This is a genomic window from Ancylomarina sp. 16SWW S1-10-2 (assembly GCF_009669305.1).
Taxonomy (GTDB): Bacteria; Bacteroidota; Bacteroidia; order Bacteroidales; family Marinifilaceae; genus Ancylomarina.
Genome location: NZ_SADB01000012.1, coordinates 43,058 through 59,803 on the forward strand (window position 1 = coordinate 43,058; position 16,746 = coordinate 59,803).

The following is a 16,746-nucleotide window of genomic DNA, read 5'->3' on the forward strand; positions in this document are numbered from 1 at the left end:
GTTAGATTTATCATATCGCATATATTTATAAACTCCAATCATAGCAAAAAGGATAAGAAAGATATTGAATGAGTGTATCAATAAATTACTTATGTGAAAATATGGTAGGATTGAATTCCAATATGTTGGTTTTAGGATTGAAACGAATGCATCAAAGCTCCGAGGTATCTGTTCTACACTAATATCTATAAGTAAAATGTCAGCTAAGATGCTTAAAAGAACTAAAGCTATTAATGTAAATTTTAATGTTGATTTTTTCATATATCTAGAAACTTGCGGAATTTCGAAACATTTCACTTTCAAATCCACACTTAGCCAAATCTTTTATTTCCCTTAAATTCAAATCTGCGTCAAATCAAAGATTTGACGATATTGCAACGGAGAACTGCGGTTGATTTACCTGCTGAACCCGCATTACATATAGCTTTTGTTACCAGCTTTTTATTTTTTAAATATTGGATTTATTCCCAGCTCAAATAGCTTTTTGCCACTTTCACTAACTATAAAACCATGTGACCATGATGAAGTTTCCCTAGCGAGACCTGAGGACAATAAAAGCGCTTGTTCATCAAATTTTTTGTCTGCTTTCTTATCTTGACTAACTTCAAAATTGGATAATGATAGTTCATCTAGGAATTGAAATGAATCAGGATGCATTTCCTCTAAACTAATATTAAGAGCGGTGTATTCGCTAAAGTCAATTTTTTCTTCTACAAAAGCTTTAAAGAGTTGAGCAGATATTTTCGTTTTGGTTACCACTATGTGTCGATCGATAAATACCATAGTTTGTTCAACAACTTTTTTTCTGAACTTACAATCATTTAAAACTCTCGTTTGAAATTTCTCTTTCTTCTCTGGCTCTATAGAATTAGAATTAAATTCTTGGATAAATGTCAATAGCTTTTTAGCAAACCAAAACTGATTGATTGAAATCCCAGCCTTTATTACTCCAACTACACTCTTAACTAACGGAATTTCTTTTAATGCTTCGTTTTCAATAAGATCATCTAAATAGATTTCAGAGTAATCCACAGAAAGATCAATTGAAGGTGCAAGAATTTCTGCTGTGAAGTTCTTACTCAATGATTGATTTTGATTGTACTCGACTACATGTGGCATATGGCTATTTTTGTGTTCATTAAATTTCTTATTTCATTCTAATCCAAAGCAGAGATTATTATTCCTAATAAATTGCTGGTAACGGGCTTACTTAAGTTGCGAAGACAATTTAAAAGAGTAATTTATTAAGCCACCAAAGAAGCAAGCCTATTAAATTTACTTCTTATATTTTGTGAAAGTTAAATTATATTGGCTTCCTTATGTTTATTAATTGTACAAACGTTCAATATGCTCATGAAATTAAGCTTTTGCTGTACATTCGTACGTTTTTCATTAGATATATTTTATGTTTCTCAGTAATGTTTCCTTTACCAATATCACAGATTCTCTTCATTGAATTTAAATATCCAAATCGTGAATGACCTTCTACTAATTGATAATAGCCATGTAATTCGCTCCACTCAGGATAGTTTTCATTTAATGATCTAACATCCAATATTATAGATGGTGTTCTCCATGTACCTTTTTCTTTCCAATATTTCAGATCTTTTTCAATACAACAGAAGTCATTAAAATCATTATAGTTACCTCTTAAGTCTGTCAATGTTCTATATTTCTCAATTACATATAAATCTTTGAGCAATTCATAATCCCATTCTACTAATTCAAATTCAACAGATTCGTAATCAATCCATGAATAATTATTTAAAGTTCTGGGATTTCCATGGTGGGGATAGATCCATTGCTTAAAAACTTCTTTAGGAATATTTTCATATTCAAATCTGGTGCTCATTCTAGCATAATAATCATTGAACACTTCTGGATTTCCTTCCATATTTTCATTGGGCTTTAAATCCATCCATGTTCTGTGTATTAATGTCATTTTTGTTTTTTATAAAATGAGAATCAACTTCTTAGGATATACACTACAAATACACATACTTTTAATATATCGAGTTTGAAAGTGCACAATACATACCAAATAAGTCAGTATTGTGTACTTATTGTCCTGGTTTAATTAATAAGTTCAATTATTAAAATAAACACATTATTTCCACGTCGATCAAAGTTATGAAAAATAGATAGCAAACAATATATTTGGTATGAAAAGTTTATTAATTATACAGGAAATAAAAAGCATCTACTTAGTTAAATTTTAAACCACCCAGACAAGCAAAGCTTGCCACCCCTCCTTAAAAATAAGGTGGGGTAATTACATAATCGGGAATTGGACTTGTAATAAAATAAGAAATATCTACATAAAAATATTTTTATGTTACTTGGACTAAGGTATAACGTTTCGTTTAGCCTTAAGCCTTTTTTTATGACATCTATTTTGATTAACTTATGGGGTATAAATCAAAATAATGAGCTATGAAATCAATATTGAAAAAACTAATTGCTTCCCTCCTGCTTATTGTTCTTGTAACGGAAATTTCTGCTCAAAATAAACTAGAACGAAGGGCTAAAAAGTTGATAGCTCTACAAGAGTCTGTGCAATTGATAAAAAGTGGTGAATTTAAATTTGAGGCAAAAAAAGCCTATCCTCAAGGTGGTTCGTCCATAGATTTGACAACAAATTATGGCTTTGTGACTATTTCCGAAAATAAAAGTGAAGCAGATCTGCCTTTTTTTGGTCGTGCCTATCAATTGAAATATGGTGGTGACGGTGGAATGATTTTCAAAGGCGAAATTCTTAATGAAAAATTTAATCAGAATAGTAAAAAAAATAAATTCACTTACACCTTTGAAGTCAGAGACAAAGAGCTATTTAAGGTAATCCTAGAAGCTTTTTCAAACGAATCTGTATCAGTTATTATCCAATGTAGCAGCAGAGCTCATATCTCTTATTCAGGAAGAATTATTGAACTTAAAAAAGGAGATTTAACGAACAAGTAAATTAGAATTCGAAAATTTATTTTGAAAAAAAATCAATAATGTATGCTGTTTTCTAAAAAACTTATCTAGTTTAGCAGTCACAAACAAAGACAAATTAATGAGATCATTCAACAACAATAATGCTTTTAATAATTTGATGAATAATAATTCATCGAAAATGGGAAGCTTGTAGTTGTTTAACAAAACATATAACTTTTAAGCCTTCCCGAAACGGAAGGCTTTTTTTTTAACCTTATTTTACTTGACCATGTATCTTTTCAATCTAAATAATAATAATAATAATAATAATAATTTTCCCTAAAAGGTGAGAAAGGATACCAACATGCATTTGTTTAGCCTTTCCACATTCGGAAAGGCTTTTTTTATATCAAAAAATCAATTTCAAATAGAACCAGAATCATGAAAAACTTAATTATTCCAAAGGATTACAAAAGCTTACTTTGCCTAGATCAAACAGAAAAAGCCATTAAACTTATCAAAGATCAATTCCAATTGCATTTATCGGCAGATCTTCGCCTTAAACGTGTTACAGCACCTCTAATTGTAATGAAACATACGGGATTAAACGATGACTTAAACGGAGTTGAACGTCCTGTTGCTTTTCCCATAAAAGCCTTGGGCGATGATAAAGCTGAGGTTGTTCACTCCTTAGCCAAATGGAAGCGATATATGCTTGGGGAGCTTAAAGTACCAGCGGGAAAAGGTCTTTATACGGATATGAACGCCCTTCGTCCTGATGAAGATTTCACTAACATTCATTCCCTTTATGTTGATCAGTGGGATTGGGAAAAGACAATTACCAAAGAAGAACGTAGCCTCGACACTTTAAAAAAGACGGTTAAACAAATTTATGCTGCACTTAAAAGAACTGAGTACATGCTAGAGGAGAATTATCCGAGTATTAAATCGATGCTGCCCGAAGATATTTATTTTATTCATGCCGAAGAACTTTTACTTCAATATCCTGATTTAACACCAAAGGAAAGAGAAACAAAAGTGGCTAAAGAATTTGGCGCTGTCTTTATAATTGGAATTGGTGGAGAAATGGCAAACGGTGAACCACATGATGGCCGTGCCCCAGATTATGATGATTGGAGTACCCCTACCCTTAACGGTTATAAAGGCTTAAACGGCGATATTATTCTTTGGAACTCTGTACTAGAAATAGCTTTTGAAATTTCATCGATGGGTGTTCGTGTTGACGAAGAGGCCCTCGAAAGACAACTAAAAATTAGAGGCGAAGAACAGAGAAAGACTTTAATGTTTCATAAAAAACTACTGGCAGGCGAATTACCTTATACAATTGGTGGTGGAATTGGTCAATCGAGATTATGTATGTTTCTTCTTAAAAAAGCACACATTGGAGAAGTACAATCAAGTATTTGGCCCGATGAATTAAAAGAAAAGTGTAAAGAATCGTCAATTTTCATACTCTAAAAAACACTTCTTATCAAAAGATAATCATAAGGTTAACAAGAATATTAAGACAAGTAAATCCTATTTAAGAATATTTTCTTAAATTTAGGAGACGCTTGTCTTTTATTTATGACAGAAGCCAAACTATTCACTTACAAACTAAACTATAAACCTTGCTTTATGAAAAAAGTTATTTGGATCTTTAGCATTTTAGTCATCTTAGTATTTATTCTTCATTTGTTTGCACCCAAAACTTATCAAGTTGAACGAAAAGTTGTTGTTACTTCTCAAATTGATACTGTATTTAAAAGTCTTTGTTCTTTAAAAGAACAACAAAAATGGTCTCCATGGGCCGATTTGGATCCTGATATGAAGGTTGATTACAGAGGTATTGATGGTGAAGTTGGTTCTGTCACATACTGGACAGGTAACGAAGAAGTTGGCGTAGGGGAACAAGAAATGATGAAAATTAATCCTAACACAGCTATTGAAACAGAATTACGCTTTTTTAAACCTATCGAATCAACAAGTATAGGTTTCTTCAAGCTTAAAGAAATAGAAAACAACACCGAAGTGACTTGGGGATTTCGTGGAGAACACAAATTTCCAATAAGCGTTATCATGTTGTTTATGGACATGGAAGATCAGATTGCGCCTAGCTTTGAAAAAGGCTTAAGCAAGTTTAAAAATTATATCGAAAAATAGTAAGCAAGTCATTAATCATTTAATCTAAAAGATATGAAAAAAAACATGGGTCCTATCGACCGTATTATACGTTCGATAGTCGCACTAACATTAATTACCTTATTCATTTTTAACGTGATTACAGGAACTATTGGAATTATTGTTACCGTTCTTGCTTCGATCATGCTAATTTCAGCTATCATTGGTAATTGTCCTCCATACGCTCTAATGGGCTTCAACTCCTGCAAAAGGAAAGAATAAGAAGGCTATTGAACTATACCGTCCAAAATAAATTGGCGCTTCGCCCAAACCCGACTTCATTTTTTGGCTTGATCCAAAAAACGAAGCAAAAAAGATCAAGGCTACTTTTTAAATATCTTTCTTATTTGCCTCATACTTAAGTGCGGCCGGGTGATTTCCTCGGCAAGCTCGGAACTTCCCGGTCTTTCTAAAGCTTTCGTAAAACAAAAAACATTTAAAAGAGATGCCATATTTTGAGGAGCTTAAAAAGAACCCCTCATTTCTGTTATTAAGCTTAAGTGTATATCTAGAAATGAAATACACGGCATAAACAAAAACATTTTGGACGGGATTGGATATTGATATAATAAAGGCTGCTTAATAAAGCAGCCTTTATTATTTTGTGTTTCTATCTAAAAAGAATCATCTTCTTTGGAAGATCTCTGTTTGGTTAACAAATTCATTTGCATGCCTTTCAATCGACTAAAATCAGCCTCGTTTTTATGTCCAAACTTCAGTTCTACTTTTTCAAGGCTTTCTCTAGAACCAACAAGCGTTAAAACATCACCCATTCTCAATCGGGTATAACCTGTTGAAATAATAGGACTCTCATTTCGCTTGGTTGCTAAAATAATTATATCCCCAGGCATTTGTAATTCACGCAAACTCATACCATGAAAATCTTGATTCTGCATTTCAACATCAACAGTATCTTGATTCTCGTCCATTCCCAGAATAATAGAAGTTGCGATTGGTGAACGAACCAAATGATCCATTAAATTAATCAGCATAGATGCAGGTTCAACAATAAGAGCGCCCAATTCGTTGAAACGTTTCATAAATTTTCTATTATTCAAACGCACAACCAAATGACGCGTACCAAAATGCTCATAAGCCAATTCACAAATTTCTAAACTCTCTTCGTCTTGATAAAAAAGAACAAAACTATCAGCCTTATCAGCCCCATTACGTTTCATTTCTTCTAAACCAAAATTTTTCATCTGCACAACCTTCACACCATCATATTCATGCATGGATTTATTTCTATCTCTAGTTACCATCGTTACCTGAACATCAGCTGCATTAAGTTGACGAGCTAAAGCCAACGATTCACCCTCTATTCCAAAAATATATACCTTTTTATTTCGCTTCTCATTCAGAATATCGTGCTTAATATGAGATTCTCCAACTTTTAAAATTGCCCATTTAAATAAGGGAGGACCAACAATCTGATTAATAACAATAAGCGTAATAAGAACAGTAGCAAACTCAGCTCCCCACTCAGGATATTTCTGACTTACAATAGATACTAGACCTAAAGCAACTCCAGCTTGAGTAACATATGGCGTCCACGAGATTTTATTGTAAGACTTAGGATCACCTGCCAGGCGTCCTCCAACGTAAGCTCCAATTGCCATACTTATCAGACGAATAAAAAAGAAGATAATCGCAATACTAAAAGCTTCTACAAAACTATCTAGAGATAGTGCAGCTCCAGTTAATGTAAAAAACAGAATATAAATTTTAGGCACCACACGCTCAATTATCTTATTAAACTCGCGACGGTAATTACCATAATTAACCACATAGAAACTTGCTAGAATACAAATTAACAATGGCTCTATATAAATATGGAAACCCAACCATAATTCACTATAATGATGCAACTGATGAGCAAGAAAAAAAGATAGATAACCCAAAGTAATTAATGCAAAGGCTTTCATTCCTGTTCCCATATTCAAGCCAAGAACAAAATTCATCAGCTTACCTAATAGCCATCCTAAAAAGAAAGACAATAAAAGTTCTCCAATAAGAATAACGATTAGAATAAAGTCTATGGGAATATTTGAAATAAGAGCATCGGCAATAGCAAAACAAACCGTGAATAAAATAATAACAATAACATCTTTCACTACTGTTACACCAATTGCAGTTTTAACAAATGGCCCTTTTGCACGCATCTCATTAATAATAGCTATGGCTGAAACTGGCGAACGAGCCACAAAAATGACTCCTATCAACAAAGAAATGGCAATTTTAACCCCGTTGGTAAATCCTGACATGAATGGAATACGCTCACTAAAATAGAAAATAACGATGGAACTCAAAACAAAAGTAAAAAAGAGCTGCGAAAAAGTCATCCATTTAATACTCTTCATGCGCCCCTTCAATTCTGCCAGATAGAGCTCTGCTCCTGCTGCAAAAGCAATAAAAGAAAGCGATATATCATTAATAAAATTAAGTTGAGATAAGGATTCTCCAGGAATAAGTTTCAAAACAAAAGGCCCAGCAATAATTCCGATGACTAGAAGACCAGTAATTATTGGCAATTTTACTTTTAAAAAATAGAGGGAAAGTCGACTGGCTGCAACAGCTACAATTAAAAATCCAGCTAAGAAGAGAATTATATCAAGATAGGTATCCATAGGCTATTAGGTCAGTTGCTAAATCTGACTTATAAGTTAATCTTTTTTTTCAAATGAAAGCTTATGATCTTCTTTTTTACACAGGCTATACTCACCAATCACTTCTTATTATAAATAGACATTAATTTTCAATATAGATTAAAGTAGTTAAATATAATTTTTATATATAATGAAAATTGTCATATCCTTATTTCAAAGGATTAAAATTCTCTTTCAAAAGACTCTGAATAGATACAAAAAGTGGAGCAGGGAGTTTTTCCCATGTGAACCATTCCCACTTCTCACATTTATCAGGTTCCATAATTCGTAAATCGCCCGACTCATAGTCCGACAGCATAATAATGGTGACGTAATGCTTTTGTTCTGCATAAAAAATATCATTTGTTACAGTTCCAAATCGTACATTCTTTATGGATAAACCCGTTTCTTCAAGCGTTTCACGAATAGCACAATCGGTCCAAGTTTCTTGATACTCCAAATGTCCACCAGGAAAAGACCATGTTCCCTCACCATGTGCATTTTTCCTTTTGCCCAACAGTACTTTGCCTTCTTTTATCACAGCAACTCCAACACCAACTTTTGGCCTTAAATTCTCCATCATATTAAGCTATATCTTTTATAATGTTATCAAATTTAGAAAATAAAGCTTACAATTGCTTCATTTTAAGTAAAACAAGAATTCTAGAATTATATCATAAAAAGTTTCAGTAATTCAATCTAGAATATTATATCAATATTCCCCTATTCAAAATCAAGCTCTAGCGTATGGTATATTGAATATTAAGTTTAGCTTTGCGATACACAAGAGAAAGAGACATACGCGTCCGCTACTTTTGATTACAAAATAAAACCCAAACAGATGGAATTATCATACCAAGCACCTAAAACCAATATTGAAAGCATAGAAACCTATAAAAGTTGGGATTTAGCAAAACTCATTACGTTTATTGAAACTGAATATCACAAAAATACTGAAGCTAGCATAAATGATTTAATGCCTCACATCGATAAGGTGGTTAAAGTTCATGGTGAATTGCATCCTCACCTACCAGCGGTTCGTAGCCTTTTTCTACAACTTGTAGCAGAGCTTAGAGTACATACTCAAAAAGAAGCGATGCTATTTGATTTGATTGATGATATTAAGAGTGATGCCAATATTCTGGAGTTTGAAATTTCATCATTAGCAGGCAACCATATTGCTTTTGAAAGCGTTCTAGAAAATATCTCAGGACTTACCAATACATTTACCGTTCCTGAAGGCGCATGCAGAACTTACAACCTGGTTTATGATTCTTTAAAAGCATTGAACGACAAATTAACGAACTATAGAGAGCTTGAAACTAAAGTGCTTTTCGATAAGCTTAAAGGATAGTATATAGCTTAAAAATATGGGAATAGGCTTGTCATTAGTGACAAGCCTATTTTTGGTTTAAGATAGTTCCTCTTAGAACGGTCAAACACTGCATGATTGATTAGTCATGAAATTCAATTCATTAAAACTTATGGTTCTAAGTTGTTTTAGCTGGATGATATGTTTCTTAAGATACTTCTTAAAAAAAGCAAAATAGGGCTGAATTTGATAACCACCTGCCGTGGTTAATTATATCAATCGGTAAGAATTTACAAAGTGGGTAAATTTTAATTAGTTCATCCCTTTCAGGGATGATGATTTACACAATTACTACCACACTTTTCAAGGTGTGCTTATTCAAATTTAACCACTTTGTGGTATATTATAGTTACCCACTGTATTTGACATGGAGCCAAATTTAATAATACCTTAATTCTTTACTATTCTGATAAATCTCCAAATAGTCTTCTTTGGTTACATTATTTTGCCATTTCCCCATCAACATTGCAATAGCAGTAATTGCCAAAAAGATAAAAACGACCGAAATCATAACCCATTTTTTCTGTATACTTTTTTTGGATACAATGGGCTTAAGCGTTAATGTATCTTTCACAGGACAAATGTCAATACATTTCATACATGACGAACATTCATCAGAAACAACCATTTTAAGACTGTCAACTTTTATAAAAGCAGGGCACACTTCCGAACATTTCTTGCAATTGATACACGATTCGCTATTCCTTTTTATTTTATGAGGACTTAAAAGCCCCATAATATTCATTACACCACCGAGAGGACACAAATAACGACACCAAAAACCTCTAAAAACAAGAGACAGTAGCATTAAGCCCCAAAATATTAGAATCGTTAAATTGCTAATTTCAGCGAAGAAATTAAACATTCGAACATCGCAGATTACATTAAAATCTCCATCGAGAAATGCCTTTAATGCTGGAGTTGACATGCCTAAAAAGGCAAAAATGATAAAGGCTAACAAAAGGTATTTTAAACTTCTGAAAATGATATCTAAAACCTTAGGCATTTTTATCTTTCTCTTGAAGATAAATTCGCCAAAATCAGCCAGCTTTTCCGATAAAGTTCCAAATACACATACCCAACTACAAAACGACTTCGCAAAAACAAAAGACATCAGTAGAAAACTAACTAAAAGAGCAAATCCTGCTGGATGAACTGGATGAATAATCCCTGTTTTAAAAAAGTAAATCAGACTCAAAAACCCACTAATAGGTAAAAAAGCATCGACACCTGGAGGACGACTATAAAAAACTGCCTGTCCATCTGTTGCTAAATAATGATTAAAAAGATAAAAATCAATTCCTATCCATATACTAAGAAGAATAAAAATAACCTGTATCAAAAGCCTCCACTTTTGTAAACCTTTTATATTGCTAAAAAATTTCATAATATTTAATTTAAGCTAAAAAAATAGCTCATATATAACTTGCGCTCAATGTTTAAACTCATATTCTATCAATTTCTTTATTCTTGGAGATAACACAAAAGGCAAGTCTACTTTATTTGTGAAACGGGAAATGACACCAACCCCAATATTCTAGAGTTTGAAATTTCATCATTAACCGAAAATCACATCACTTTCGAAAACGCAGAAGGATAACTAAACACCAAATACACAAGTGCCTGACAACAAAAATGAATTCTTAACTTACATGGCCAGCGATTCCATGATTGCACCAACGGGACACACCTGCAAGCAACTTCCACAATCGTCACAATTTTCGCTAATAACTTTATAGGGAACACCTTCTTGAATAGCTTTAAACGAGCACACCTCGAAACAAGCACCACAGGAAATACAAGCGTCTGTAATACGCACTCCAGCGGGATTAACCTTGGCACCACCAAAAGCAAATCGCGTTCTCAAAACCTTATGGTCTCTACATTCCATTTCGAAATCCACATCAAAAATTTCACCTTTAGCTTTGTGTATTATAAAATTACCTTCGGCCATTGCTGGATATTTATCGATATCGGTAGCTGCTGTTTGTAATGCTTTATTCGTTTTAGCTTTCTCTCTTATTTCATTGGCACTTACTCTCCTTACCTCACCAATAATACGAATGGTATAACTTCTTGTGAATACAGGAATTCCATCCTCATTGTGCTCCAATACTCTTGGGTCGGAACAAGCACAAACTGTTACTTTTCCTGTTTCAATCAATTGTTTTCCAAAAGGTTTATTAACCATAGTTCTAAAATAGATACCATCTTCATCAAAACCATTAAAATGAGCAGAACGAGAATGCACTTCCCCATCGCAAATTGTCGAAAAAGTTAAAACGCCTATTTGGTCTGCATACTTGTAAATTTCAGCTATATCCATATTTCATTATTTCTTATAAGTCATTAAATCAGGCAAAAGAACATGTTTTAATACTTTTCTAAGCATTACAAACACAAAACAACCTAAAATCACAGTTTATTTTAGTTGTTGTCCCATTAGAACTCCTAGTTCAAATGCTTTATCCATTATCTCTTTTTGTTTTTTTACGGCACCTTTTTCAAAGGAATTAAAAACAGGTAGCGTTCCAACAATCTCAAAACCTAAAGCCTCCATAGGTCTTTGCATTGCCTCAATAGCAAATCCCAAATCTTCTATATTATCTTGCTCACAAATTGCAGCAATAACGACTTTCCTATTTTGGTTTGCAAGATTAGAACTCCAATTGCGTGGTCTTGTATTATTGTCAAATTCATAAAAGCAATATAATCTATCTATAAAAGCTTTCATCCAAGAAGTTACGTTATAATTATGCACAGGAGATACTAAAACTAAACCTCTGGAATCCATAATACTTGGGTACAAAACAGACATTCCATCTTGAAGCATTGTACAAATTTTATCTTTTCTGCACTTTTCACAGCCAATACATCCGCTAAAATCGATACTGCCAAGATTAGTACTCTCTGAAGCAATATTTTCAGATTCCAAACCTAAAAGTATTTGCTTCATGATAACATCTGAATTACCACCTTTTCTGGGACTCCCAGAAACAGCTAAAACTTGATTCGTTGGCTTAGTAATCTCTTGGGCTTTTTTTTTGAGTTCCTCAAAATAAGTCATATATACTTTTTAAATTTTATTACGATAATATAAATATTTACTGCCTCAAATCATTGTCTTTCTGTCAATCACATCATCTTGCTATATTTCTCAACTTTTTAAACAATAAGCACATAGCAATCCTGAATTTTGAGGCTAGTTTCAATTTTTTGTTCTAATAACCTTTCTCTATTGATACCCTGTGCAGAAGATCTTCCTTATTCTGAAAACGTCTATAATTTTCGATAATTTGATCTGCAGCACTTATCACATTTGTTAAACTAGCTATATGTGGTGTTATCTGAATTTTAGGATGATTCCAAAAGGGATGTTCCAAAGGTAAAGGTTCTGTTCTAAAAACATCGAGTAAAGCACCTGCCAATTTTGAGGAATCAATAAGATCTATTAAATCCGATTCGACTAAATGCTCTCCTCTCCCAACATTGATAAAAAAAGCATGATTAAGTAATTTTTGAAGAATTTCTTTATTTAAGATATCCCTTGTTTTATCTGTTAAAGGCAGTAGATTGATAAGAAAATCCGAATCTTTTAAACAGGCATCAAGTCCTTTGTCACCAGTAAAACTTTCAACACCCAAAATTTGTTTTTCAGAACTGCTCCACCCTTTTATATTGAATCCAAGTTGGGCAAATTTTGCAGCAACATAGCCTCCAATACATCCTAGGCCCAGAATAGATATCGATGTGCTGCGAATTGAATTATAACTTAACGGGAACCAATTCTTCGTCCTTTGAGATTGGCGATAACGGTCTATATTTTTCATCTCTGCTAAAACAACTGTCAACAGAAATTCCCACATATCATTAGACAAATTTTCATCAACAATTCTTGTAAGCTGTTGATGTTTATTTAAAGTTTGGGAATTCGTAATATGATCTATAGATGCTCCAACCGATTGAATAACTTTCACATTAGGAAAGTCATTTAATAGATTCTTTTTGGGTTTCCAACAAATAAGGAAATCGACCAAGGATTTATCCTTAACATCAGGATATACTTCAATACGCGTATTAGGTAATTTTGCTCTTAATAAATCCGCCCAAGGTTTCACATCCTTGTTCTCAAAAACCAATAGTATGCTCATGTCATCAATATTTAATACAAAACTGTATAAAATCGATTGAGTTTACAAACTTAAAAGATTAATAAGTTTTGGAGATACGAACACATGCCTTATTAGATTAAAAAATAGAAGCTTGTAATTCAAATCAACAAGATCATAAAAATTCATTCTTATTTGGTTTAATCAATACAGTCTGATACTAATCTTATGTAACGATTCTTTCCAAATGTTACAAAGAACATCACGTAGGCAAAACTTAGAATTGGTATAACCAATAAAAATTGTAGATTATATTCAACGTGTGAATCAATATAAAATAAGGGGAATAATAAAAACACGACAGGTGTTAGTATATTTCCATATTTAAAACCAGACACCTCAACTATCTTACCATCACCTTCATTAAGGTCAAATTCAAAGATTCGACTTCGACACCAGTCAATTTTTAATACCAGTTTATGCTTACCTGATTTAAGCTGAAAATCTTTAATTTCATTATCTCCAATCACATCTATTTTTTCTCCATCAATATAAACCTTGAAGAATCTTGATCGGTTATTCCATTCCGAATTACGTTTTATAGTTAGTTTAGACATTCTCTATATATATCTGGTTAATATTATGTCGATTGATATACTTAACTCTCTAATTCTTTATATTTCGTTGTACCAAATAAGAAGAATAATCCAATTGGAAAAAAGAATAAACATAGTATTCCGATTAAAATAAATCTACTCTTTGTTAGTTTAATATTGAACTGTGCACTAGCCGCACTTCGCCCAGCAACCCAACTACACATTAATATGGCCACTGATGTAGGTATATATTGAATCATTTCATCCATTGCGCCTGCAAGCTCTTCAGTACTGCCTAGGTAATAACAAAATTGTGCAGCTATGAGTGAAAGTCCCCAAAGCATTGATAAAGCAAAAATCAGTTTCGAATTATTCTTTTGTTCGTTCATCTTATTATTTAGTTTTCAGATTTGATTTAGCGATCCTAAAATAGTCACTTAAACAACGTATATAAATGTAACTCTCATTTATCAAATTAAAGTTAAGGATAAATACTATTAAACAATACATAATATGAGAAAAAAAATGAATTTACATACGTAGGAATCGTTCAAGCCAAGTGAAATATAAAAATACAAACAGGTCAACTAGGTGTTGGAACGGACCTGTTCAATGTTTATTTAAAAAATGCATATTGGTAGATCTTATATAACTATAATCACCCCAATATTGCAGGTTTCCAAATTTTTGGTGCCAAACTGATCTTCTCTACATTTATAAGATTGTCCATCACCCTATTTTTACATTATTATGTTTTCATTCACATTAATTATACATTATTTAGAATCCGACAGCTCAAACCATATACAATACTGGTATACAGCATGTTTTATATTTATCAATTTGAGATTTCCGAAAAAACATCAAATATTTCTCAATCATTCACAAATTAGCCGTTTACAAATGCCAAATTTGTTTTATATTTGGTCGTATTAATAAATATTGAATGATACGAATCCGTCTCTTTTTTACTATTTGTTTATTTTTGATTAGCAATATTATTTCCTATGCTCAATCGAATGCTAACCAAAACACTAACCTTTCCTCAAAAAATGAAGTTACTCAAAGAGTAAAAGATTTAAGCAGTGAATGTTGGCGCTTAAGAGAAATTAATCCTGATAGTGCAATTATTATGGGTGAAGAAGCCTTGCAGTTGGCTTCGAAATATAAATTAGCAAAACAACTCCCTCAAATTTATGGATACCTGAGTGTTGTGCAACTGCATTACCAATATAAAACAAAAGAATCTCTTCCTTATTTACATGCAGCTATAGAGCATAGTCTTAGACAAAAAGATTCAACTCAATTAGCTTTTTCCTACAATAATTTAGGTGATTTGTACCTAATAACTGGAAATATTCCCTTGTCTCTGAAATTTTCCGAACAATCCTTGGAATTATTCATATTACTTGGCAATTCTGTGGGACAATCCTATTCGTATGTAAATGTAGGTTTGGTATATCGCGAAAAGAAAGACTACAATTTAGCTGTGGAATATTTTAATAAAGCTAAAATTATTCTTGAAAACGAAAACAATGAATTAGGTGTTGGTTCAATTTTGCTCGAATTGGCACGAACTTATGAAGAAAAAGGCGATTTAGATGTCGCGATGGATTTTTATCAGAGAGCCTACAATAAAAGTCAAATTTCTTCAAGTGTAAGATATGCTGCATTTTGTTTGAATGGAATGGCTAATATCTTTTACTTTGAGAAAGAGTATAAGAAGGCCTTTGATTACTATCAAAAATCAACTGATTTAAATAAAACTCGAAATCATGAATATGGACTTATTGATGATTACATTGGGATGGCATTGGTGTACGCTCAACAGGATAGACGTGAAGAAGGCGAAACCTACCTTCAGAAATCTTTAGAAATAGCTAATCGTTTAAGTTTGAATGCTAAAATATTAAAAGTCTACAATTCATTTGCTACTTTTTATAAGATATTGAATGATTATAAAAAGGCTACCGAGAGTTACAACCAATTTTTAGCTCAGTATGATTCTATTTTTTCTATCCAGCAATTCGAGATTATTAACGAAATGCAGAATCGATTTACAATTCGACAGACATTATCGAATACGGAAAAGGAATTAGATACTCGAAAATTCCAAGAAACGTATTTGATAGTTATCATCATTCTTATGCTAATTGTTGCTGTCGTTCTTTTCCGTCAATATTATTCTCACCGAAAACTAAACGAAAAACTAGAAAAAATAAATCAAACAAAGGATAAAATGTTCTCTGTTATTTCACATGATTTAAAGAATCCGTTCAATACTTTAATTGGTTTCAGTAATATTTTATTAGCAGAAGTTAAAGAAGGACGATATGATGATGTTGAAGAATTTACAAACTATATTCATCAATCGTCTCATGAAGGTTTAAAATTGCTAACTACTCTACTGGATTGGTCTCGTGCTCAAACTGGAGCTATTGCCTTTAATCCAAAACCACTAGATATTTCTAATTTATTTAATGATTTAAATAGCTTATTTGAATCAGACGTTCGAAAGTACAAGGTGAAGCTTGAGTTCCATAATTCAGTGGATACGGAATTGAAAGCAGATTCTGATATTTTGCTTACCATTTTGAGAAATTTAATTTCAAATGCGATTAAATATACCAATGAAAATGGCGTCATTCAATTGCAGGCACAAAGAAAAAATTCCTCTATAGAAATTACAGTGAAGGATAATGGTACAGGAATGTCAAAAGACATACAGGATCGTTTGTTTGATGCCTCTAAAACGACAAGCAGTGTTCGAGGAATTCACGATGAGCAAGGAACTGGATTAGGTTTGAGTATTTGCGCTGAATTAATTAAAATTCATAATGGATCGATTCAGGTAAACAGTATTGTGGGCGAAGGAAGTACCTTTGTGATTAGATTTCCTTTTACTAAATGATTTAGTTAAGCTGCTG

At 32.5% G+C, this 16,746-nt stretch carries 16 protein-coding genes; 6 read left to right on the forward strand and 10 right to left on the reverse strand.

The window, feature by feature from the left end; translation table 11 throughout:
• Positions 1–441: 441 nt before the first annotated feature.
• Together EMN46_RS11560 and EMN46_RS11565 are read right to left on the reverse strand one after the other, a co-directional pair.
• Complete coding sequence (locus EMN46_RS11560) at positions 442–1,119, reverse strand: hypothetical protein (protein WP_154200970.1); 678 nt, start codon at positions 1,117–1,119, stop codon at positions 442–444.
• 232 nt (positions 1,120–1,351) lie between these two features.
• Complete coding sequence (locus EMN46_RS11565) at positions 1,352–1,942, reverse strand: hypothetical protein (protein ID WP_154200971.1); 591 nt, start codon at positions 1,940–1,942, stop codon at positions 1,352–1,354.
• Between the two features lie 491 nt (positions 1,943–2,433).
• Between EMN46_RS11565 and EMN46_RS11570 the strand changes: the two genes are divergently transcribed.
• From EMN46_RS11570 to EMN46_RS11585, 4 genes are all read left to right on the forward strand, one after another.
• Positions 2,434–2,958 carry a DUF4251 domain-containing protein gene (locus EMN46_RS11570; protein WP_154200972.1) on the forward strand — a complete coding sequence of 175 codons (525 nt, stop codon included), beginning with the start codon at positions 2,434–2,436 and terminating at the stop codon, positions 2,956–2,958.
• Positions 2,959–3,357: 399 nt separating this feature from the next.
• Complete coding sequence (asnA, locus tag EMN46_RS11575) at positions 3,358–4,395, forward strand: aspartate--ammonia ligase (protein ID WP_154200973.1); 1,038 nt, start codon at positions 3,358–3,360, stop codon at positions 4,393–4,395.
• A gap of 159 nt (positions 4,396–4,554) precedes the next feature.
• Positions 4,555–5,079: an SRPBCC family protein gene (locus EMN46_RS11580; RefSeq protein WP_154200974.1), complete on the forward strand. Its 525-nt coding sequence runs from the start codon at positions 4,555–4,557 to the stop codon at positions 5,077–5,079.
• Between the two features lie 33 nt (positions 5,080–5,112).
• Positions 5,113–5,319: a DUF2892 domain-containing protein gene (locus EMN46_RS11585; protein ID WP_154200975.1), complete on the forward strand. Its 207-nt coding sequence runs from the start codon at positions 5,113–5,115 to the stop codon at positions 5,317–5,319.
• A 392-nt stretch (positions 5,320–5,711) separates the two neighbouring features.
• Here the strand turns inward: EMN46_RS11585 and EMN46_RS11590 are convergent, their stop codons facing one another.
• Both EMN46_RS11590 and EMN46_RS11595 read right to left on the reverse strand, forming a co-directional pair.
• Complete coding sequence (locus EMN46_RS11590; RefSeq protein WP_154200976.1) at positions 5,712–7,724, reverse strand: cation:proton antiporter; 2,013 nt, start codon at positions 7,722–7,724, stop codon at positions 5,712–5,714.
• A gap of 187 nt (positions 7,725–7,911) precedes the next feature.
• Complete coding sequence (locus tag EMN46_RS11595) at positions 7,912–8,322, reverse strand: NUDIX hydrolase (protein WP_154200977.1); 411 nt, start codon at positions 8,320–8,322, stop codon at positions 7,912–7,914.
• Between the two features lie 261 nt (positions 8,323–8,583).
• Here EMN46_RS11595 and EMN46_RS11600 point away from each other — a divergent pair, with 261 nt between their 5' ends.
• Positions 8,584–9,096: a hemerythrin domain-containing protein gene (locus EMN46_RS11600; RefSeq protein ID WP_154200978.1), complete on the forward strand. Its 513-nt coding sequence runs from the start codon at positions 8,584–8,586 to the stop codon at positions 9,094–9,096.
• 397 nt (positions 9,097–9,493) lie between these two features.
• Here the strand turns inward: EMN46_RS11600 and EMN46_RS11605 are convergent, their stop codons facing one another.
• From EMN46_RS11605 to EMN46_RS11630, 6 genes are all read right to left on the reverse strand, one after another.
• Positions 9,494–10,501, reverse strand: coding sequence for a 4Fe-4S binding protein (locus EMN46_RS11605; protein WP_154200979.1), 1,008 nt, complete (start codon positions 10,499–10,501; stop codon positions 9,494–9,496).
• Between the two features lie 261 nt (positions 10,502–10,762).
• Positions 10,763–11,440: a 4Fe-4S binding protein gene (locus tag EMN46_RS19975; protein WP_229130347.1), complete on the reverse strand. Its 678-nt coding sequence runs from the start codon at positions 11,438–11,440 to the stop codon at positions 10,763–10,765.
• A gap of 96 nt (positions 11,441–11,536) precedes the next feature.
• Positions 11,537–12,181, reverse strand: a complete 645-nt coding sequence (locus EMN46_RS11615; protein ID WP_154200980.1) for a flavodoxin family protein — start codon at positions 12,179–12,181, stop codon at positions 11,537–11,539.
• Positions 12,182–12,335: 154 nt separating this feature from the next.
• Positions 12,336–13,265, reverse strand: a complete 930-nt coding sequence (locus EMN46_RS11620) for a glyoxylate/hydroxypyruvate reductase A (RefSeq protein ID WP_154200981.1) — start codon at positions 13,263–13,265, stop codon at positions 12,336–12,338.
• Between the two features lie 158 nt (positions 13,266–13,423).
• Complete coding sequence (locus EMN46_RS11625) at positions 13,424–13,840, reverse strand: hypothetical protein (protein WP_154200982.1); 417 nt, start codon at positions 13,838–13,840, stop codon at positions 13,424–13,426.
• A gap of 41 nt (positions 13,841–13,881) precedes the next feature.
• Positions 13,882–14,208 (reverse strand): hypothetical protein, encoded by a 327-nt coding sequence (locus tag EMN46_RS11630; RefSeq protein WP_154200983.1) that lies wholly within the window; start codon positions 14,206–14,208, stop codon positions 13,882–13,884.
• Positions 14,209–14,765: 557 nt separating this feature from the next.
• Between EMN46_RS11630 and EMN46_RS11635 the strand changes: the two genes are divergently transcribed.
• A complete protein-coding gene (locus tag EMN46_RS11635; protein ID WP_154200984.1) occupies positions 14,766–16,730 on the forward strand; it encodes a tetratricopeptide repeat protein in 1,965 nt (654 codons plus the stop codon).
• Positions 16,731–16,746: the final 16 nt, after the last annotated feature.